The sequence below is a fragment of the Peptoniphilus timonensis JC401 genome (genome assembly GCF_000312025.1).
GTDB classification, from domain to species: domain Bacteria; phylum Bacillota; class Clostridia; order Tissierellales; family Peptoniphilaceae; genus Peptoniphilus_A; species Peptoniphilus_A timonensis.
Window position 1 is genome coordinate 70,265 of record NZ_HE978598.1, and the last position, 20,180, is coordinate 90,444.

The window sequence follows — 20,180 nt, forward strand, 5'->3', positions numbered from 1 at the left end:
GTAAATTATATAAAACTTTTTTTCCTTGTCAAATTTATTATTTATAAAAAACTCTGTCATATAAAGATGACAGAGTCCATAAAAGTTAATATAGTTTGCAATAAAAAATCTGCTAGAGATTTCTCTCTAACAGATTTGTTTTTTTATAGGAATAGTCCGCCGTATTGAACAAATAGTGGTGCGAATACAAGGGATACAACAGTTATAAGTTTAATTAGAATATTAAGAGAAGGTCCTGATGTATCTTTAAATGGGTCACCAACAGTATCTCCAGTTACAGCTGCCTTGTGAGCTTCTGAACCTTTACCACCGTGAGCTCCACCTTCGATGTATTTTTTAGCGTTGTCCCAAGCTCCACCAGCGTTTGACATAAAGATTGCCATTAGTACGCCTGTTACAAGAGCTCCTGCTTGAAGTCCACCTAGTGCTTCAGTACCAAGTAGTAGACCTACAAGTATTGGAACAATTACAGCGATTAGTCCTGGTACTATCATTTGTTTTAAAGCAGCACCTGTTGAAATATCAACACAAGTTGCATATTCAGGAGTAGCTTTACCTTCCATGATTCCAGGAATTTCTCTAAATTGTCTTCTTACTTCGTCAATCATTTCAGATGCTGCATTACCTACTGCTGACATAGTAAGTGCAGAGAAGGCAAATGGAAGCATACCACCAACGAATGTTGCAGCAATAACTTCTGGTTTAGAAATATCAATTCCACTAAGTCCAGTAGCGTTAATGTAAGAAACGAAAAGTGCAAGTGCAGTAAGTGCTGCAGATCCAATTGCAAATCCCTTTCCTATAGCTGCTGTTGTATTACCAACAGAGTCAAGTGAGTCTGTGATATCACGAACTTCTTCTGGTAGTTCGCACATTTCTGCAATACCACCAGCGTTATCTGCGATTGGTCCATAAGCATCAACGGCAATAGTCATACCAGTTGTTGAAAGCATACCAACAGCTGCTAGTGAAATTCCGTAAAGTCCTACGATTGGATCAACGTTTCCGCCTGCTCCAAGGTAAGATGCAATAATACCAATTGCAATAACAATGATAGGTCCAACTGTTGACATCATACCAACAGAAAGTCCAGCAATAATATTTGTTGAAGAACCAGTTTCTGATTCAGCTCCAATTCTCTTAACTGGTGCATAATCATCAGCTGTGTAATATTCTGTAAATTTAGAAATTATTAGACCAACTGCAATACCAATGATAACTGGTGCAAAAGGTGAAAAACTTCCAAAGATGTAGTTTGATAGAAGTGCTGAAGCAATCATTGTAACGCCAGCTGCTACATATTCACCTGCGTTAAGAGCTTTTTGTGGATTCTTATCTCCCTTTACAAAGAAAGCAGCTACAATTGATGCTAAAATACCAATTGTTGCAACAAGAATACCGAAAATAACACCTTCTTCTCCATAAGCTACAACCCCAAGAGTTATAACTGAAAGAAGTGCTCCAACGTAAGATTCAAATAAGTCAGCTCCCATTCCAGCAACGTCCCCAACATTATCTCCTACGTTATCAGCGATAACTGCAGGGTTTCTTGGATCGTCTTCTGGAATACCAGCTTCAACTTTACCTACAAGGTCAGCTCCAACGTCTGCTGCCTTAGTGTAGATACCACCACCAACTCTTGCGAAAAGTGCAATAGATGATGCTCCAAGTGAAAATCCTGTAATAATTTCAGTTTGTCCACCTGTTAAGAAATATGCGCCAGTAATACCAATAATTCCTAGACCAACAACGCACATTCCCATTACAACTCCACCAGAAAAGGCAACGTCAAGGGCTTTACCTAGGCCACCCTTCCATGCTGCGTTAGTTGTTCTAACGTTTGCTCTTGTAGCAACCTTCATACCAACATAACCAGCAGCTACTGAAAAGATAGCTCCTACTACGAAACAAATAGCAGTTGGGATTGATTTAAGTCCTACTGCCAAAATAATTGCAAGTACAATGACAAAAACAACAAGGGCTTTATATTCTCTTGTTAAGAATGCCATGGCTCCTTCTGAAATGTAAGAAGAAATTTCTTTCATTCTTTCATTACCAGCATCTTGCCTTGACACGAAGCTTGCCTTGTAAAAAGCAAATAAAAGTGCCAAAACGCCGACGATAGGAGCTAGATATAACATATTCATTCTCTAATCCTCCTTAAATTTTAATTAGATTGCAGCAGTAAAAACTACAATCCTAAATGATTACTCTGGGAAAAACTCTTCCCTAAATTTTTAATTAAATCGCAGCTAAAATAATAAGTGCAAGTGCAAAAACGATGCTTGAAATGATCACAATTTTGTTTTGGATGTCTTTCTTACTTGAACCTTTGTGTGATCCCCACATGCTAGTTTCTTCGCCTTGAAGAGTTCCAAGACCAGCTTGTTCAGATTCCATTTGTGCAACTACACTAATTACAATTATGCTAGCAACAATAATTACAATAGATAATAAAGTTTGCAAACTTATACCTCCCTTAAATTTCTATAACATATAGATTCTAACACAGGAAGGCTTGCTAATCAACGAATTTATACGATTTTTGGCATTTTTTAGAAGCTAGTTTCCTTTTTTAAGTTTTCTTCTATAATATCTTCTCTATCTTGCATTGCCTTTAGAGTTCTTTTTATTAAATCATCTAATTGCCAATCTAAATTTTCTGCTCCTTTTTTTATAACTTCTCGAGAGCAGCCTTCCGCAAATTTTTTGTCCTTAAACTTTTTCTTAACACTTTTTAAATTCATATCCTTGGTGCTTTTAGACGGTCTCATAAGTGATGCCGCATAAATAAGACCAGTTAGTTCATCTGTTGCAAAGAGAACTTTCTCCATAAAAAGTTCTGGCTCAACATCAGAACAAATTCCAGAACCGTGTGATAAAATTGCATGGATTAATTCATCACTTCCACCAGAAGCTTTAAAATCTCTGGAGTATTTTTCAAGTGCTCTTCTGGATATTTTTCATAGTCTACATCGTGAAGAAGACCTGCAATTTCCCAAAATTCTACATTTTCTTTGTCAAACTCTTCTGCAAAGTATCCCATAACATTTTCAAGAGTAAGAGCGTGTCTCAAATGAAATTCTTCCTTGTTGTAATCTTTTAAAAGTTTTAAAGCATCTTCTCTACTTATTCCGCTGTTCATATTTTTACTTCCTTTTTCCCTATATTATCACAATAATTTTTGAATTTCACTTTTTTCTACTTGTGTTATAATGAATGTAAGAATGCAATGAACAATGGAGGTTTTTATGAAAAAAAATGTTGGCATAATGGGATTTGGAAGAATTGGTAGAGATGCTCTTAGAATTTGGGCACTAAGAGATGATGTTAATTTTGACATTACTCATGTAGCCGTTAGAAATTTAGAAAAAACTTTAAAAGAAAGAACTCACCTTTTTAAATTTGACTCAATTTATAGAAAGTTCCCAGGAGAAATTGAATTTACTGATGACGGAATGATTATTAACGGCAAAAAAGTTACTTTTGTTGAATCAAAAACTCCTGATCAAATGAACTGGAAAGAACTTGGAGTTGATGTTGTAATCGATTCATCTGGCGCCTTCAAAGATGAAGAAAAAGCAAGAGGTCACCTAGAAAGTGGTGCAAAAAAAGTTGTCTTAACTTCTCCTGGAAAGGGCAATATGCTTACAGTTGTTATGGGAGTAAATGACGACAAATACGATCCAGAAAAAGATGATATTATTTCCAATGCATCTTGTACAACAAACTGTCTTGCTCCAGTAACTAAAGTTATTCTTGAAAACTTTGGTATCAAGAAAGGACTTATGTCCACTGTTCACGCTTATACAAATGACCAAAATATTCACGATGGTGTTCACAAAAAGGACATGAGACGTGCAAGAATGGGTGCAGAAAATATTATACCTACTTCAACTGGTGCAGCAAAAGCTGTTGGAAAAGTTATTCCAGAAGTTGACGGAATTTTAACAGGTTTTGCCCTAAGAGTTCCTGTTCCAACTGGATCACTTGTTGATGTTACTTTCGAACTTGAAAAAGAAGCTACAGTAGAAGAAATCAATGCAGCTATCAAAAAAGCATCCGAAAATGAATTAAAGGGAATACTTGAATATTCTGAAGACGAACTTGTTTCTTCTGATATCATTGGAAACACTCACTCTTCTATTTTTGACTCACTTCTTACAACAGTTAATGGAAAAATGGTTAAATTAATTTCTTGGTACGACAACGAATGGGGCTACACTGAAAGAGTTATTGATTTAACAGAAAAGATTGTAGAATCTCTATAAGAAGTTTTCTCTCAAAGGACTTGCTAAGGCAGGTCCTTTTTATTTGCATAAGATTCTTATATAAGCTATCATTATTATATAAAATCTATTAATAAGGAGAAAAAATGATTACAGATAAATATAAAATTATTGGCGAAAAAATTGCAATTGAAAATTTAGATGAGAAAATTTTGAGTAAAGAAAAAGATTCAGACATAAAAGATGAATTGTATAGCGAACTTGTTCCAAAACTAAGAGAACTTCACGAAAAACTTTTTGCTGAATCCAAACAAGGAATTTTAGTTGTCCTTCAAGCAATTGATGCGGCAGGAAAGGATGAAATTATAAAATACATCTTTTCAAACTTAACTCCACAAGGACTAAAAAACACTTCTTATGGAAAGCCAACTGACGAAGAAAATGCTCACGATTATCTTTGGAGAATGCACAAAGGACTGCCTAAAAGAGGTGAAATTGCAATACTAAATAGATCTTACTACGAGGATATCATATCTCCTAAAATCTATGACAGCCTAGACCATCTCCCTGAAGAAATTAAAACCGATGAAAATCTTTGGAAAAAAAGATACAAACACATAAATAACTTTGAAGAATATTTAACTGACAATGGTTTCAAAATATTAAAATTCTATTTTCACGTTTCAAAAGATGAACAGAGAAAAAGACTTCTAGAAAGAATTGAAAATCCAAAGAAAAATGCAGAATTTTCTTTCTCAGACCTAGATGACAGAAAAAACTGGGATAAGTATCAAGTTGCTTTTGAAGAAATGCTAAATAATACTTCCACAGATCTTGCACCTTGGTATGTTCTTCCAGCAGATAATCCTTGGCTTTCAAGAAAAATTGCAACTCTTGCATTAATTGAAACAATAGAAAAAATGAATCCAAAATACCCAACATTTTCTGCTGATGATAAAAAGAAGGCAGAGGAAATTGCTGAGAAGTTAAAAAATAAGGAAATTTAATTTTTTAATTTCACTACTATTATTTCTAATTCTACTACCATTATTTTTATATTTTTATATAGAAGAAACTTAAAAAATTATGCATTTTAAAAAGCCAAGGAGTAATCCCTGGCTTTATTTTTAATCCTTGATAATTGTCCCATGATTTTCTGGATTATTTGTATTTAAAATTTTAATTGTAATATTTTTCTTAGCAACAGGGTTTATGGCGTCGCCTTGATAAACTTCTGCTCCACTCTCAATTATTTCCTTTAACTCTGTGTAGCTAAGCTTGTCAATTGTCTTGGCATCTGGATTCCTATTAGGATCTGATGTCATTATTCCATTTACATCTGTCCAATTTTCATAAACTTTTGAATCAAGAGCATAGGCAATAAGACTTCCGGTGTAGTCGCTGCCACCTCTTGTAAAAGTAACAATGTCACCTTCCTTATCACTTCCATAAAATCCTGGCACAACTGCCTTTTTATTTTCACCTATGTGATTTTTTATTGCTTCTTTTGATTTATAAAGATCAACCTGTCCCCTTTCATCAAAGATTATAAGATCCTTTGCATCAATAAAATCATAATTTAAATATTTTGACAAAAGTTTTGCATTTAAATATTCTCCCCTGCTTACAATAAAATCCTTATCTCTAGAATTTTTTATTTCATCAAAGACGAATTTTAATTCATCGTCCCAAAACTCTTCCAAATTTAAATCTTCAGCAATAGATAAAAATCTGTTTTTAATTTTCTCAAGTTGACTGTCACGACCAAGACTTTGGATTTCTAATTCTTCTTCTAGAGATTTAATAATTTCATGAAGCTCTTGGATCCTCAAATTTTTATTCGCTAGAGAAATTAACTCGTCAGTAATTTTTGTATCTTCCTTAAATCTTCTTCCAGGTGCTGATACAACTATGACATCTCTGTCCTCTTTAGAGAAAATAATTTTTTTGACTTTTGCAAATTGACCTGCATCCTTTAAAGAGCTTCCACCAAATTTAGAAACAGACTTACCTTCAATACTTTCAATAGCAAAAGGAGTTTCTTGATAAACACAGTAATTTAGCCAGTTGGAGAAAAATAAATTACCAGCAGATCTCCATCTGATTTTTATATCTTTCTTAGGATCATTGTCCTCATAATAATTTATGGGCGGGCTTATTTTTTTACCTTGAGAAAGATCCCTTATATATTCATTGTGAAGAGTGTCCTTGTCGTATTCCCAGTGACCAAAATTAAAGACAAATCTATTGTCCTTAGTTGTAGCTAGGGCAACTCCAGTATCAGGTCTTGCTGCAAGAACTTCCAAATCAGAAACATCTTCAAGATCTTCAGGATCAACATAAGTGTGTCTTGATGTTGGAATCAAAAAAGTATCATCAAAACCCTTAATAATTTTATTTTCCTTTAACTTATCAAATTCAAAAACCCCAAAAATTTTGCCATCACTTAACTTGTGATTGATTTTATAATAATGATATAGAGCAGCTTGGGCAGACCAACAAATAAACATTGTAGAATAAACATTTTTCTTTGCAAATTCAAAAATTGTCCTTAGTTCATCCCAATACTTAATTTTTTCATAAGCTAGGGTCTCAATTGGAGCACCAGTTATAATCATTGCATCGTACTTATTATTTTTTATATCATCATAAGTTTTATAAAAAGACTTCAATCTTTTAGCATCGCTGTTATTTGGATTGTAAGATTCCATTCTCACAAGGTCGATATTAATTTGAAGGGCAGTATTTGATAACATCCTCAAAAGTTGAAGTTCTGTCTCCTCTTTTTTGGGCATCAAATTTACAATAGCAATATTAAGAGGTCTTATGTCCTGCTCTTTAGCAGAAGAATCCCTCATTGTAAAAATATTTTCTCTTTCTAAAACTTCTTCAACAATTAAATCTCTAGGTATTATTAATGGCATTTCTATTCTCCTCTTTTTTATTTGTACTTGAGGAAGGAAAACAATAAAAAAAGCTTCCGCCCCACAAAGGACGAAAGCTAGTTCGTGTTACCACCTTAATTCTCTTTCACTTCACAGTAAAAGACTCTTCAAGTACTATCATACTCTATCGCTATAACGGGCGCTCCCGTGCCTATCTAAATATCGATAGACCCTCAAGACGGACCATGTTCTCCAAATCTTCCTCTACTTCTCTCACCAAACGAAGCTCTCTTTAATCAGTCAAAAAGGATACTCTTCCCTCTATTGAGTTATTTTTTATTATAATAGCACCGATTCAAATTAATGTCAATTCTTATTGTTATTTATAAAATCATTTTGATAATTTTTATAATTTAAAATTTTAATTAGAATTGGGCGTCATTATATCTCGCTTTATATATATAGGCATGTTGATTTAGTGCTGTCAAAATTTGATCTTGGTGATCTTTTCCTTTTGTATCAATTATAACGCTAACTATCATGGAATCTATTGTGTCTCCAACTAAGTCTATATTTTGTCCAATTTGGACTATGTTTGCTCCTTCTTTTTCCAAAATTTCTGAGACTCTAGATATTTGACCGGGCTGATCATTTAGTTTTATTCTAAGTTCCATGCGTCTATTAGTTTTATAGAGTCCCTTTTCTATAACTTTTGAAACTCTTGTAACGTCTATGTTTCCTCCAGATAAAATGCAACAAACTTTTTTGCCCTTGTGACTGAATTTTTTATACATTAAGGCTGCCACTGTTGATGCTGCTGCACCTTCTGTTATTATTTTGTTTTCTTCAAGAAGGGTTAATATTGCTGAAGAGATTTCTCCTTCTGTCACTAGAACTATTTCATCTACATATTTTTTTACTAGCTCATATGTAATTTTGCCTGGGGTTTTTACTGCAATTCCATCAGCTATTGTAGAGCCACCTTTGACAGTCAAAATTTTTCCTTCTTTTACTGATTCATACATAGATGGAGAAATTTGTGTTTGAACTCCTATTATTTTTATATCTGGATTTATTGATTTTGCTACAAGGGCAACGCCTGAAATTAGTCCTCCACCGCCTATTGGGACAACTATTATGTCAATATCTTTTACTTCTTCTAGGATTTCTAAGGCAACTGTTCCTTGTCCTGCAATAATTTTTTCATCATCAAAGGGAGCTATAAAGGTGTAGCCTTCTTCTTCTGATAATTTTTTTGCATAAGCAGCTGCATCGTCAAAGGAATCTTTTATTAATTTTACTTCAGCTCCATAACTTTTCGTTGCTTTTACTTTTGATAGCGGAGCGTGATAAGGCATACAGATTACAGATCTTATTCCCCTCTCGCTTGCTGATTTTGCAACACCTTGGGCGTGATTTCCTGCAGAACAAGCAACAACCCCTCTTTCTGCTTCTTCATCAGATAGGGTTGCAATTTTATTATAGGCTCCTCTAAGTTTAAAGGATCCTGTATCTTGAAGAACTTCAACTTTTAAATAAATATCATCGCCAAGATTTGGTGCATAAACTACAGGTGTTTTTTTGATATGACCTTCAAGTCTTTCTTTGGCTGCGTAAACTTCTTTCACGTCCATTTTATTCACCCTCTTTTTTATGATGGACTATACTTACAAATTTTTCTCCTTCTAATATTTTTCTCACTCTTTTTTCAAAATCCATGCGGCTCATCCAAACAACTCTATCACAACCTAGGCACTTTAATTTCATATCTGCACCCTTTCTTGCTATTTCCCATTTGTTTTCTCCGCAGGGATGTCCTTTTTTTAGGGTAACTATATCACCTAATTCATAGTAAAGCATCTTTATCTTCTCCTTTTATAAATTTATTCCTAATCATAGGAGATTTAATATTTTCTCTTTGCATTGTTCTTAAAATTTCTGATCTAAGAGCATACTCAAGATCGTATTGATGACCTTGTCTTGTGTAATATACAAGAGCCATTTTATATGCGTCTTTTCCATTTTCTGTAACTCCCCAAAAATTTGGTCCCATTACCATGTCTTTGTGGTCCCTATATTTCTCAATAGAAGCTTTTATTTTTTCTTCTACAAAGTCGGGATCACATGAGTTATCCAAATAAAATTCAATTTTGGTTCTTATGTTAGCTCTTTCTTTATTGGAAACAATGGAAATATTGCTATTGGGAATAACGTGAAGTATTTTATCAAAGTCGCGAATTTTTGTGACCCTAAGTCCTAAATCTTCCACTATGCCCTCGATTTCTCCTATTTCGATTAAATCTCCAACAGAATATTGATCTTCAAAAATAATAAAAAATCCATTTATAAAATCCTTAACAAGACTTTGAGCCCCAACACCTATTGCCAGTGAAAATACTCCAAGAGTTGCAATAATTGGAGCTATGGAAATGTTAAAGACACTCATTACTATTGTCACTCCAATAAAAATTAAAACTACTTTTATGGCACGTCTTATTAAATTTGTAACTGTGACGATCCTATTGTAAGATCCTTTTTCCATTATTTTTTCAGAATTTAACTGTTTATTTATAAAAGAATCTATAAGCTTTAAAATTATACAAGTTCCAATAATTACAAGGGCAACTACAAGAAGCCTTTCCCAAGATTCCAGTCCACCAAAGGTAGATCTAAGGGCTCTATCCGCCTCGTCTGCTACTGCTCCTGTATTTTTATCTATATTCACTATTACACCTCTTTGTAAGTTGTTTCTATTTTACTATCTTCTTCTCTTGTCGTATTTGAATTTACAACTGAGTACAAACTCAAGTCGCCATTTCTAAGGGCTCCAATAAGAAGTCCATTTATCTTTATCTTGTCAAGAGAATATCCAAGCCTTGTGTAAAATTCTCCTGATTTTCCAATTTCTCCACCAACATCACTAGGTCCATATACGTAAATTGAACCAGAGATATTTTCCATCTTGTTGACATTAGCTGCGATTATCTTTTTTTCTCCTGGTTTTAAAATATAATTGTACTCTGTAATTATCCCTGAATGTAGAAGATAAGTTTTTTTGCCTTCAACTAAGATATCGGAAATATTTGGAACCTTGTCTTCATATTTTGTGCCTGAATTCATAAACCTGTAAATAGACTTGTCTGTAAGTGCCAAAAGAGATCTCTTATCTTTTTTTAAAAACATTACTATTTCATGATTTAAGACCTGACTTTTCTTTTCACCCTTATTCAAATTGTAAATAAGAGAACTGTAACCTGATGCATCATTTTTTATTTCTGCAACTGAAAGATTTTTATCATCTACAACATCGTGAGTTAAAATTTGATTTCCAGTTTTATAAATTTCTGTAAGAGTTGAATCATTGCCCATTAAGTACAAAATTTCATTTTTTTCATCTATTATGTGAAAAATTATGTTGGCATTTTCATAAGAAATATTAAAGATATCTCCTTTGACATCAGTGGTAGATAAAAGTTCTCCCATCTCTGAATACATGTGAACCTTACCCAAATCTTTTTCATAAAGAAAAGCATAATTATTTGCAAAAAAAGCTTCTATATTTTCATCTTCTCTTTGAATTTTTTTGACAATATTGCCTTCCTTGTCTGTGATATATAAAACTGGATCAGCCCACAAAAATACAGACTTTGATGAAATGCTAAAATCCTGAATTGGTTCATTAACACTTACACCCTTGAGTCTTACAATGGTTCTGTCTTTAGAAAAGTTTTTATGATTAAAATATATAAATCCTATAAAAATTACAAGTAATAATAAAATAATTGCGTGATTTTTTTTAATTTTCAAAATACCACTCCCGATTTCATTATAACATTTATACTTTTACTTTTGCATTTAAATGGCATAAAAAAAGAGGGCTTTGCCCCCTATTTATAAGATTTTTTTGTTTAAAATTATTGCCCCAAAAAGAACGAAAAATAATCCCAAGATTATATTCATAGTTAGCTCTTCTCCAAGTACAAGAATAGATAAAATTGTCCCAAAAATTGGAATAAATAGTTTGTAAATTCCAAACTCACTGGAGCTGTGATTTTGAAGGACAAAGGTCCAAGTTGTGAAGGCCGTTGCTGATATAAAAGCTCCATAAGATAACATTAAGAATAAAAGGAAGTCGTAGTTTACAGTAGAAGTCTTTGTCAATGCCCCAATAATTATAAGTGGCAAAGCTCCAAGGGAAAATTGTGAACCAGTTAGAAGAAATCCATTTAAGTTCCTAGCATACTTTCTTATGAGGACGCTAGATAGGGCATTAACTGTTTGGGCAATTAAGACAAAACCTTCGCCAGTAAACTTAAAGTGAAAGCTTCCCTGTGAGTTTAAATTTGTTATAAGTAAACCAATTGAACCAACAAGTAAGGCTACGACCTTTATCTTAGTAAGTTTCTCATCACTAATTAAGAGAACGGAAAACAAAACTGTGATAAAAGCATTTGACGACTGAATAACTGCAGTAAGAGACCCCAAAGTGTTGGAGAGTCCAATATAGTAAAAACCATACTGCAAACATGTCTGCAACAATCCAATAATTAAAATAAATTTAAAATTTACATTTTCCCTCTTCACTTCTTCCTTGTTGAAAAGAAAAAAATAGATGAAGGTCAAAAGTCCTCCCATAAAAAACCTTATTCCTGCAATAAAAATTTTCCCACCTGGATCGTCTGGCAAGATATTGGCATGAATATAGGTTAGTTTAATAAGAGGAATAGCAGATCCCCAAAGTAACATTGCCAATAGTGAAAAGACTATTGCCCATTTCTTTTCTTTTATAAGTTTCATTCCTACCCTCCAATCTAGTAAATTTTATATATTATAAAAATAATTATCCAAACTATTGATGTCCTAAAATTTATTATAAGTCATTAAAATTTTAAAAAATTCAAATCTAAAACTGCAAATAAAAATTTATATTAAAAAAGGAGGTCGCCCTCCTCTTCTATATTCTATTAAAATTCTTGAATTTTTCTTTTTATATTTTCTTTGGTAAATCCAAATCTTTCAAAGACTTCTGATCCCTTTCCACTAGCACCAAAGGTATCAATTGATATTGCCATACCCTTCATGCCAATGTATTTGTGCCATCCAAAGGAAGAAAGTGCTTCAAGGGAAATTCTCTTTGTTATATTTGATGGAAGAATCTTTTCCTTGTATTCAGAAGATTGTGCATCGAAAAGTTCCATAGAAGGCATTGAAACTACACGCACTCCCTTTAGTCCTTCTGCTGCTTCTAGTGCAAGAGAAACTTCTGAACCTGTTGCTATTACAATTTTTTCCAGTTCTCCTTCTTCTTTTTTAATTATATAAGCACCCTTATTTACTTCTCTTGATGAGTTTTCAAGTTGTGGAAGATTTTGTCTTGATAGTGCAAGAACAATTGGTGTGTTCTTTGAATTAAAGGCAAGGTTTAGGGCTGCTGCAGTTTCACGTCCATCGGCAGGTCTTAAAACTATTACTCCAGGGATAGATCTTAACATTGCAAGATGTTCAATAGGTTCGTGTGTTGGACCATCTTCTCCAACTCCAATGGAGTCGTGAGTGAAGATATAAACATTAGGAATATTCATAAGAGCTGCAAGTCTAATTGTTGGTTTTAAGTAGTCGCTGAAAACTAAGAATGTAGCTGCATAAGTTCTTAATCCTCCGTGAAGAAGCATTCCATTTGTAATTGCACCCATGGCATTTTCACGAACACCAAAAGTTAAGTTTCTGCCAGATCTATTGTCAGCTGAGAAATATTCTTCTCCCTTTAACATAGTCTTATTTGATGGACCAAGATCTGCTGATCCTCCAAATATGTGGATGTTATCTTTTGCAATTTTATTTAAAACTTCTCCAGAAATGGCACGAGTTGCCATGTCTTTTGTAAAGGAATCGTAGTAAGATTCTTCTAGCAATTCTTTCTTTTCTCTTTTAAAAGACTTTAAATAATCTTCATATTCTTGAGGATATTTCTTTTTATATTCTTCTTCGATTTTTTTCTTTTCATTGGCTTTTCTTGTGTTTTCTTCAACTAAATTTTTGAAGTGTTCTTTTACATCTTCTGAAATATAAAAGTCTTCATCTGGAAGTTCAAAGAATTCACGAGTTGATTTTCTGTCTTCCTTTCCAAGAGGTTCGCCATGAGCCTTGGCAGAGTCTTCTCTTGGTGATCCATAGCCTATTTTTGTCTTAACTTCTATAAGAGCAGGTCTTTCTGATTTTTTCGCTTCTTCAATTTTTTTATTTATTTCTTCTAGATTATTTCCATCTTCTACTAAGAAAGTGTCCCAACCAAGAGCTTCATATCTTTGACGAACATTTTCTGAGAAGGCAAGATCAGTTGAGCCTTCAATGGAAATCTTATTTGAATCATAAAGCACAATTAGCTTATTTAATTTTAATGTGCCAGCAAGAGATGATGCTTCGTTAGAAATACCTTCCATTAGGCATCCATCACCCACTAGAGCATAAGTATAGTGATCAACTAGTTTTAAATCTTCTTTATTATAAAGTGCAGCAAGTTTTTCTTCTGCAATAGCCATACCCACTGCCATTGCTATACCTTGACCAAGAGGTCCAGTTGTTGCTTCAACACCTTTTGTATGTCCAAACTCTGGGTGACCTGGTGTCTTAGAGTCAAGTTGTCTAAAGTTTTTTAAATCGTCAAGACTTAAACCATAATCAAATAGGTAAAAAAGTGAATATAAAAGAGCCGAACCATGTCCTGCAGAAAGGATAAATCTATCCCTATTTTTCCAATCTAAATCTTTAGAATCTCTCACTAAATGATTCTTAAAAAGAGAATATGCCATTGGTGCCGCACCAAGAGGTAAACCTGGGTGACCTGAATTAGCATTTTCAATTTGGTCAACAGACAGCATTCTTATAGTATTAACCGCTTTATTTTCGATATTCAAAATTCCACTCCTCACTCAATTGAATTTTTATCTTTCATTACAGCCAACAAAAATTTTGGCAAATCAATTTGCCTTTTTATCCTAGAAGGATTTTTTATAAGCCTATAAAGCCATTCAAGACCAAGCTTAATAAAAATATCAGGCGCTCTATTTGCTCTTCCCGATAAAATATCTAAGACTCCACCATTTCCAATAATAACTTTTGCCTTTAAATCGTCTTTCCAAGCATCAATCCACTTTTCCTGACGAGGAAAGCCAAAACCAACAAAGACAATATCAATATCCTTAGAATTTATTTCTTCAATTATCTTTTCTTCTTCGCTAGATTTTTCTCCATCTAGCTTGGAATTGAAATAACCATTGTGAAATCCCTTCACTGTGAGATTCTTATACTTTTCATTAACAGCTTTTGCTGCATCTCTTGCAACACCTTCCTTGCCACCTAAGAAATATAAATTAAGACCCATTTCATCAGCAAGCTCAAGTAATTTAATAGAAGTATCGTAACCTGTGACTCTTTCCTTTAAGGGTTTATTTCTCATTTTAGATGCATAGATTAAGCCAATACCATCTGCAAGGACTAAATCACCAGAGTTCACAAGATTTTTTAAATCCTCATCTCTCTTGGCAGCCATTACAATTTCTGTATTAGGTGTATAAATCTTTTTAAGAGAATCTCCATGTAAAAATTCTCTTAAAATCTTCTCACACTGAGAATTATCAATATTAAAAATTTCAACTCCAAAAATCTTTACTTTTTCCATAAATCTCTCCGATAATAAGTTTATCACATAGACAACTCCATTTCTATATAGAAATATCCCATAAAATCTAAAAAAGCGGATATATAAAATTAAAAAATAATATTGACCTTATTTTATTTAAAAATAATTACAAAAAAAGACTACCTCTTGCGAGATAGTCAATATGTATGTTGCTCAATTATTTTATCGCCAAGCTAACTCTTATTGCCGCATCCACCTCTTGCATAACATCCTTGTCGAACCTACCGATTTTCTCTCTCAACCTTTTTTTGTCGATTGTCCTAAGCTGCTCTAGAAGAATTACAGAATTCTTTGGCAGTGGAACGTCTTTAGCTTTTACATTAACATGGGTTGGTAACTTCGCCTTGTTAAGTTGAGATGTTATTGCAGCTACAATTATAGTAGGCGAATACTTGTTTCCAATGTCATTTTGAACAACAACTACGGGCCTTACTCCTCCCTGTTCAGATCCAATGACTGGAGACAGGTCGGCATAGAATATGTCCCCTCTTTTTATCATCATAATATTCACCTTTTAAGGCGAGAGAGAGATTTAAAAGATTGATCTATGAGCAACCTTTATACTATTCTATCACATTTCTTCTTGTTATTTTCATTTAGAATGCAATTATTTTTAATAAATTTATTACAAGTACATTGGCATTACAAAATTTATTGCAATCATAACAAATAAAGGAATGGTATATTTCATTGTTTCCTTTAAATTATATTTTGTTCCTCCTGGTAGGTAGTGAACAATTGCCGGTGCAAAAACTACTACAAACCAAAGAACTTGTACATAGATTGGCCCTCTAAACCTGTGAAAAAATTCTGCCACTCCAGTGAGTGCAAGATATGTATAAAAAATATCTAGGGCAAATAAAATTATAAAAAGTATTTTTCTATTTTTAAACATAATAACTCCCTTACATTGACATCCTAACCATACTAATTGTAAATAAAATTAAAACTACTACATAAATACCCATGGCTATCTTGTATCCCTTGCTCCAATTGTCTCTTTCTTTTTTTATCCAAATCAAATTTAAAACAAGAGCCAACAAACCGGGCAAGGCTACAATTATTGGATCTCTATGATTTTTGACAGACTCTGACATTGTAATTAGGACAAAAATGTTTAGGATCTGCCAAAAGGCATGGACTTTAAATGGATATGATTTCATAAAATTTCTTCATCTACCTTCACTTTTATAATAAATTAATTTTCGATTCTTTTAATATTTACATGTAAATATTTAATCAGAGCTCGGGTTACCTTACTTTAATTTTATTATAAATCAAAAAAAAAACAAATTTATTTTTTTCAAAATTTTTAAATACTGTGCTTAGGTTTTCTATTAAGTCTCTGGCCCTCAAACTTGTCTTAGAATTTTTGTCTGCATAAATATCTCCAGAAAGTCCATGAACATAAACTCCAAGTCTTGCTGCGTCATAAAGACTATAATTTTTCATAAATGCAGAAATTATTCCAGTCAAGACATCCCCTGATCCACCTGTTGCCATGCCAGAGTTTCCAGTTTCATTTATATAAATATTTTCTCCATCTGTAACTATTGTTTCATGACCCTTTAGAACTAATATTATCTTGTGTTTTTTGGCAAATTCCACTGCAAGTTTTTCACGATTATTTTTTATTTCATCTAGGGATAAGCCACTTAATCTTGCAAATTCACCTTCATGAGGAGTAAGTATTGTTGAAAAATCCTTTCTTTCTTCCAATAAATTTAATTTTTTGGACAAAAGATTTAGTCCATCTGCGTCTATTAAAAGTTTTTTATCTATTTTTATTGTCCTTTCAAATACTTCTTTTGCATAAGCACCAAGACCCATGCCTGGTCCCATGGCAATTGTGTCAAGTCCCTTTAAAAATTCCTCCATTTCATTTAAATCATCAAAGCTTTTTGCTATTGGCTCAACAAATTTTATGGACATTATTTCAAAAATTTCTCTTGGCACAATATTATAGACAAGACCAGCTCCTGCTTTTATAGAAGCATTTGAGGATAAAAAAGAAGAACCAGTCATGCCCATAGATCCACCAATAATTCCAATTTTTCCAAAATCTCCCTTGTGTCCAAAATCATCTCTATTTTTCCAAAGGGACTTCATTTCTCTATCTATACTTATTTCTTTTTCCACAATTTTTTCTCCACATAATCTCGCAACAGCTACTGCATAATTTCTCTCATGACTAATAGAAAGTTCAAATTTTTTTGCAAAAACTTCCCCATAAGGAATATCTCCTATATATTTTATTTTTATATCTTTAAAAGCTAGCTCTCCAAATCCCTTAGCGCAAGCTTTTGCAATTGCTTCTTTTGCTGCAAAAATCCCTGCTGCTCTTTCATAGGGGACTTTTCTTTTTTTTATTCTTTCTATTTCATCTTCGTTAAAAACTTTATTTAGAAAGTTTTCATTTTTATCCATTAACTTTTTTATTCGATTTACTTCAACTATATCTATACCAAGCATGCTATCACCATTGACATTTTTTTTATTTTCGATTATTATATCATAAATAGTATGAATATTTGACGTTGAAGATATACAGTAGGCGAAAGCTGAATTACAATATTGGAGTCTTTTTAATCTTTGAGGCCTCGGCGAAGAAAGGTGGTACCACGAATGCGTCCTTTCGTTCCTGGGGCCCTTTTTATTTTTTTGGAGGAATTTATGGAAAATGTATATGATATTTTAAGCGAGAGAGGTTACTTAGATCAATGTACCTATGAAGATGAGCTAAGAGAAATGCTTGGCAAAGAAGCCGTTACTTTTTATGTTGGTTTTGATGCAACAGCCGATTCTCTAACTCTTGGTCACTTTATCCAAATTAGGGTAATGCAACACATGCAAAATGCAGGTCACATTCCAATAGCGCTACTTGGTGGTGGAACTACAACTATTGGAGATCCATCTGGCAAAAGCGACATGAGAACTCTTATGGATAGAGAAACTATAAACTACAATGCTTCCAGATTTAAAGAACAAATTTCTAATTTCTTAGATTTTTCTGATGGCAAGGGTTATATTGAAAACAATGCTGATTGGCTTTTAAAATTAAATTTCTTAGAATTTGTAAGAGAAATTGGTGTTCACTTCTCTGTAAACAGGATGTTACAATTCGATTGCTACAAAAACAGAATGGAACAAGGACTAACTTTCTTTGAATTTTCTTATATGTTAATGCAATCTTACGACTTCTTATATTTATATAGAAAGCACCACTGTAAATTAGAAGTGGGAGGATCAGATCAATGGTCAAATATCCTTGGTGGTTATGAACTTGTTAGAAAACTTGAAAACGACAAAGTTTATGCCATGACTTTTAAACTTCTAACAACTGCTGCTGGTATAAAAAATGGGTAAAACAATGGCTGGAGCAATTTGGCTTGATCCAAAGAAAACCACTCCATACGAAATGTTCCAATACCTAAGAAACTGTGACGATAGAGATGTAATTAAATTTATGAAGCTTCTTACTATGCTTCCTCTAGATAAAATTGCTGAATACGAAAAATTGGAAGGTGCAGAAATAAATAAGGCAAAAGAAGTGCTTGCTTACGAAGTTGTAAAAGATATTCACGGCGAAGAAGCTGCAAAGGCTGCTCTCGATGCATCCCATTCACTTTTTGGTGGCGACAAGGCATCTGAAGATATTCCTGCAACAGAATTTGACAAGGAAAAGTTCCAAGAACCTGTTGGAATTTTAAATCTTATGACAAAACTTGGACTTATAAAAACAAACTCTGAAGGAAGAAGACTTATAAATCAAGGTGGAGTTTCTATTGATGATGAAAAAATTGCTGATCCTAAACTTGAACTTACAATAGACGACTTTAAAGATGGAGAAATTATCATAAGAAAGGGTAAAAAAGTTTACCACAAAGTTATTATAAAGTGAGGTTAATATGAATTTAGAAACAAAAAAAGTATTTGATTATTTTGAAAAATTATCACAAATTCCAAGAGAATCTGGCAATGAAAAAGAAGTTTCTGATTTTCTAAAAAAATTTGGAGAAGAAAAAGGTTACGAAGTTGTCCAAGATGAAAGCCTAAATATTATAATGGAAGTTCCTGCTACAAAGGGCATGGAAGATAAACCAAAGGTAATTTTACAAGGTCACATGGACATGGTTTGTGAAAAGGGAAAAGATTCAAAACACAATTTTGAAACTGATCCAATAGAATTAATCACTGAAGGAGACTTTCTTCACGCCAACGACACAACACTTGGTGCCGATGATGGTATTGGTGTTGCCATGTCACTTGCCCTTGCTGAAGAAGAACATGGACCTCTTAAAATTATTGTAACTGTATCAGAAGAAACTGACATGCACGGGGCAAAAGACCTTGATGCAAAATACCTTGAAGGTAAATATTTAATCAATATTGACTCAGAAGAAGAAGGAATACTAACAGTTTCATCTGCAGGTGGAAAACTTCTTAAATCTAAATTTAAATTCCAAGAAGAAGATTATTCTGGCGATGCCTTTAAAATCAATCTTCACGGATTTTTAGGTGGACACTCTGGTATGGAAATTGCCAACAACAGGGGCAATATGATTAAAGTAATTGCAGAAATCTTAAATAAAGTTGATAATGCAAAATTAATTGATATAGACTGTGGAACAAAGCAAAATGCAATACCTAGAGAGGGAAAAGTAAGTCTTGTTGCTGATGAAAAATCTCTTGATGAAGCAATAAAATTTGTAAAAGAAAAATTCAAGGATGTTGCTGGTGAACTTACTATTGAGTGTGAAAAAACTTCTCACCAGGGAAGAGTTCTAACAGCAGAATCCACTGAAAAACTTGCAAAATATTTACTTGAACTTCCAACTGGACCACACACTTTCATTAATGAAGAGAAAAAAGTATTGGAATCTTCATCAAATCTTGCAATTGCAAAAAAAGTTAATGATGCAATAGAAGTTTTCGTTTCCCTTAGATTTGCAAGCTCTTCTCTTTCAGAAGAATTTGGAAATATTTATCTAGACATTGTAAAAAATTACGGCGCAGAAGCTGAATTTATAAATCCATATCCTGAATGGGAATACAGAGAAGAATCTGACTTTAGAGAACTTGTAGAAAGAATTTATAAAGAACTTAGTGGAACTTCTATGGAAGAAGAATTTACTCACGGTGGACTTGAATGCGGAGTTTTCTTCACAAAAAATAGAGAACTTGACATTGTTTCCATTGGACCAAATATCACTGGTGCCCACTCTCAAAAAGAAACTCTTTCAATTTCATCAACTAATAGAGTTTATGAACACTTAAAGAAAGTTTTAAAAGAAATTAAATAAAATTATTATAAAAATTTATGGCTGTCAAGAGGCAGCCATTTTTACTTTACAAAAAAAGGGCTCT

Annotated in this window: 19 protein-coding genes and 1 pseudogene; 4 read left to right on the forward strand and 16 right to left on the reverse strand. The window is 33.2% G+C overall.

Features of this window, described 5'->3' with window-relative positions:
- Positions 1 to 143: 143 nt before the first annotated feature.
- The 4 genes from HGPT_RS08510 to HGPT_RS10245 all read right to left on the reverse strand — a co-directional run bounded on the left by HGPT_RS08510 (position 144) and on the right by HGPT_RS10245 (position 3,145).
- Positions 144 to 2,147: a sodium-translocating pyrophosphatase gene (locus tag HGPT_RS08510; protein WP_019139425.1), complete on the reverse strand. Its 2,004-nt coding sequence runs from the start codon at positions 2,145 to 2,147 to the stop codon at positions 144 to 146.
- Positions 2,148 to 2,241: 94 nt separating this feature from the next.
- Positions 2,242 to 2,466: a preprotein translocase subunit SecG gene (locus HGPT_RS08515; protein WP_019139426.1), complete on the reverse strand. Its 225-nt coding sequence runs from the start codon at positions 2,464 to 2,466 to the stop codon at positions 2,242 to 2,244.
- Positions 2,467 to 2,555: 89 nt separating this feature from the next.
- Entirely contained in the window at positions 2,556 to 2,834 is a 279-nt protein-coding gene (locus tag HGPT_RS10240) for a hypothetical protein (RefSeq protein WP_019139427.1), read from the reverse strand.
- 59 nt (positions 2,835 to 2,893) lie between these two features.
- Positions 2,894 to 3,145 carry a hypothetical protein gene (locus tag HGPT_RS10245; RefSeq protein WP_245544204.1) on the reverse strand — a complete coding sequence of 84 codons (252 nt, stop codon included), beginning with the start codon at positions 3,143 to 3,145 and terminating at the stop codon, positions 2,894 to 2,896.
- A 106-nt stretch (positions 3,146 to 3,251) separates the two neighbouring features.
- Between HGPT_RS10245 and gap the strand changes: the two genes are divergently transcribed.
- Positions 3,252 to 4,271 carry a type I glyceraldehyde-3-phosphate dehydrogenase gene (gap, locus tag HGPT_RS08525; protein WP_019139428.1) on the forward strand — a complete coding sequence of 340 codons (1,020 nt, stop codon included), beginning with the start codon at positions 3,252 to 3,254 and terminating at the stop codon, positions 4,269 to 4,271.
- 104 nt (positions 4,272 to 4,375) lie between these two features.
- A complete protein-coding gene (locus HGPT_RS08530; RefSeq protein WP_019139429.1) occupies positions 4,376 to 5,236 on the forward strand; it encodes a PPK2 family polyphosphate kinase in 861 nt (286 codons plus the stop codon).
- Positions 5,237 to 5,356: 120 nt separating this feature from the next.
- On the opposite strand, the gene HGPT_RS08535 is transcribed toward HGPT_RS08530, so the two are convergent.
- From HGPT_RS08535 to HGPT_RS08590, 12 genes are all read right to left on the reverse strand, one after another.
- The gene (locus HGPT_RS08535) at positions 5,357 to 7,153 is read right to left on the reverse strand and encodes a homoserine O-acetyltransferase/O-succinyltransferase family protein (protein ID WP_019139430.1); all 1,797 of its coding nucleotides are present in this window, start codon (positions 7,151 to 7,153) and stop codon (positions 5,357 to 5,359) included.
- A gap of 386 nt (positions 7,154 to 7,539) precedes the next feature.
- On the reverse strand, positions 7,540 to 8,748 hold the full coding sequence (gene ilvA / locus HGPT_RS08540; protein WP_019139431.1) for a threonine ammonia-lyase: 1,209 nt from the start codon (positions 8,746 to 8,748) through the stop codon (positions 7,540 to 7,542).
- A gap of 1 nt (position 8,749) precedes the next feature.
- On the reverse strand, positions 8,750 to 8,974 hold the full coding sequence (locus HGPT_RS08545; protein ID WP_019139432.1) for a DUF951 domain-containing protein: 225 nt from the start codon (positions 8,972 to 8,974) through the stop codon (positions 8,750 to 8,752).
- Positions 8,961 to 9,839 (reverse strand): mechanosensitive ion channel family protein, encoded by an 879-nt coding sequence (locus HGPT_RS08550; RefSeq protein ID WP_019139433.1) that lies wholly within the window; start codon positions 9,837 to 9,839, stop codon positions 8,961 to 8,963. The genes HGPT_RS08545 and HGPT_RS08550 overlap by 14 nt, the downstream gene beginning before the upstream one ends.
- A 2-nt stretch (positions 9,840 to 9,841) precedes the next feature.
- Complete coding sequence (locus tag HGPT_RS08555; protein WP_019139434.1) at positions 9,842 to 10,921, reverse strand: hypothetical protein; 1,080 nt, start codon at positions 10,919 to 10,921, stop codon at positions 9,842 to 9,844.
- A gap of 84 nt (positions 10,922 to 11,005) precedes the next feature.
- Positions 11,006 to 11,911: a DMT family transporter gene (locus HGPT_RS08560; protein WP_019139435.1), complete on the reverse strand. Its 906-nt coding sequence runs from the start codon at positions 11,909 to 11,911 to the stop codon at positions 11,006 to 11,008.
- 167 nt (positions 11,912 to 12,078) lie between these two features.
- Positions 12,079 to 14,028, reverse strand: a complete 1,950-nt coding sequence (tkt, locus tag HGPT_RS08565; protein WP_019139436.1) for a transketolase — start codon at positions 14,026 to 14,028, stop codon at positions 12,079 to 12,081.
- Between the two features lie 11 nt (positions 14,029 to 14,039).
- A complete protein-coding gene (locus HGPT_RS08570) occupies positions 14,040 to 14,792 on the reverse strand; it encodes a WecB/TagA/CpsF family glycosyltransferase (protein WP_019139437.1) in 753 nt (250 codons plus the stop codon).
- Between the two features lie 178 nt (positions 14,793 to 14,970).
- Positions 14,971 to 15,315 (reverse strand): type II toxin-antitoxin system PemK/MazF family toxin, encoded by a 345-nt coding sequence (locus HGPT_RS08575; RefSeq protein ID WP_019139438.1) that lies wholly within the window; start codon positions 15,313 to 15,315, stop codon positions 14,971 to 14,973.
- Positions 15,316 to 15,438: 123 nt separating this feature from the next.
- Positions 15,439 to 15,708, reverse strand: a complete 270-nt coding sequence (locus HGPT_RS08580) for a hypothetical protein (protein ID WP_019139439.1) — start codon at positions 15,706 to 15,708, stop codon at positions 15,439 to 15,441.
- A 10-nt stretch (positions 15,709 to 15,718) separates the two neighbouring features.
- Positions 15,719 to 15,976 (reverse strand): hypothetical protein, encoded by a 258-nt coding sequence (locus HGPT_RS08585; RefSeq protein WP_019139440.1) that lies wholly within the window; start codon positions 15,974 to 15,976, stop codon positions 15,719 to 15,721.
- Positions 15,977 to 16,064: 88 nt separating this feature from the next.
- Positions 16,065 to 17,285, reverse strand: a complete 1,221-nt coding sequence (locus HGPT_RS08590; protein ID WP_019139441.1) for an NAD(P)H-hydrate dehydratase — start codon at positions 17,283 to 17,285, stop codon at positions 16,065 to 16,067.
- A 201-nt stretch (positions 17,286 to 17,486) separates the two neighbouring features.
- On the opposite strand from HGPT_RS08590, the pseudogene tyrS reads away from it, so the two are divergent.
- Positions 17,487 to 18,714: pseudogene (tyrS, locus tag HGPT_RS08595) on the forward strand (tyrosine--tRNA ligase).
- A gap of 7 nt (positions 18,715 to 18,721) precedes the next feature.
- Complete coding sequence (gene pepD, locus HGPT_RS08600) at positions 18,722 to 20,116, forward strand: beta-Ala-His dipeptidase (RefSeq protein WP_019139442.1); 1,395 nt, start codon at positions 18,722 to 18,724, stop codon at positions 20,114 to 20,116.
- The last annotated feature ends 64 nt before the right edge of the window (positions 20,117 to 20,180 follow it).

Coding starts and splice junctions, on each gene's coding strand:
- HGPT_RS08510 (WP_019139425.1), bottom strand. CDS start 2,147: ATGAATATGTTATATCTAGCTCCTATCGTCGGCGTTTTGGCACTTTTA.
- HGPT_RS10240 (WP_019139427.1), bottom strand. CDS start 2,834: ATGGAGAAAGTTCTCTTTGCAACAGATGAACTAACTGGTCTTATTTAT.
- HGPT_RS10245 (WP_245544204.1), bottom strand. CDS start 3,145: ATGAACAGCGGAATAAGTAGAGAAGATGCTTTAAAACTTTTAAAAGAT.
- gap (WP_019139428.1), top strand. CDS start 3,252: ATGAAAAAAAATGTTGGCATAATGGGATTTGGAAGAATTGGTAGAGAT.
- HGPT_RS08530 (WP_019139429.1), top strand. CDS start 4,376: ATGATTACAGATAAATATAAAATTATTGGCGAAAAAATTGCAATTGAA.
- HGPT_RS08535 (WP_019139430.1), bottom strand. CDS start 7,153: ATGCCATTAATAATACCTAGAGATTTAATTGTTGAAGAAGTTTTAGAA.
- ilvA (WP_019139431.1), bottom strand. CDS start 8,748: ATGGACGTGAAAGAAGTTTACGCAGCCAAAGAAAGACTTGAAGGTCAT.
- HGPT_RS08545 (WP_019139432.1), bottom strand. CDS start 8,974: ATGCTTTACTATGAATTAGGTGATATAGTTACCCTAAAAAAAGGACAT.
- HGPT_RS08560 (WP_019139435.1), bottom strand. CDS start 11,911: ATGAAACTTATAAAAGAAAAGAAATGGGCAATAGTCTTTTCACTATTG.
- HGPT_RS08570 (WP_019139437.1), bottom strand. CDS start 14,792: ATGGAAAAAGTAAAGATTTTTGGAGTTGAAATTTTTAATATTGATAAT.
- HGPT_RS08575 (WP_019139438.1), bottom strand. CDS start 15,315: ATGATGATAAAAAGAGGGGACATATTCTATGCCGACCTGTCTCCAGTC.
- HGPT_RS08580 (WP_019139439.1), bottom strand. CDS start 15,708: ATGTTTAAAAATAGAAAAATACTTTTTATAATTTTATTTGCCCTAGAT.
- HGPT_RS08585 (WP_019139440.1), bottom strand. CDS start 15,976: ATGAAATCATATCCATTTAAAGTCCATGCCTTTTGGCAGATCCTAAAC.
- HGPT_RS08590 (WP_019139441.1), bottom strand. CDS start 17,285: ATGCTTGGTATAGATATAGTTGAAGTAAATCGAATAAAAAAGTTAATG.
- pepD (WP_019139442.1), top strand. CDS start 18,722: ATGAATTTAGAAACAAAAAAAGTATTTGATTATTTTGAAAAATTATCA.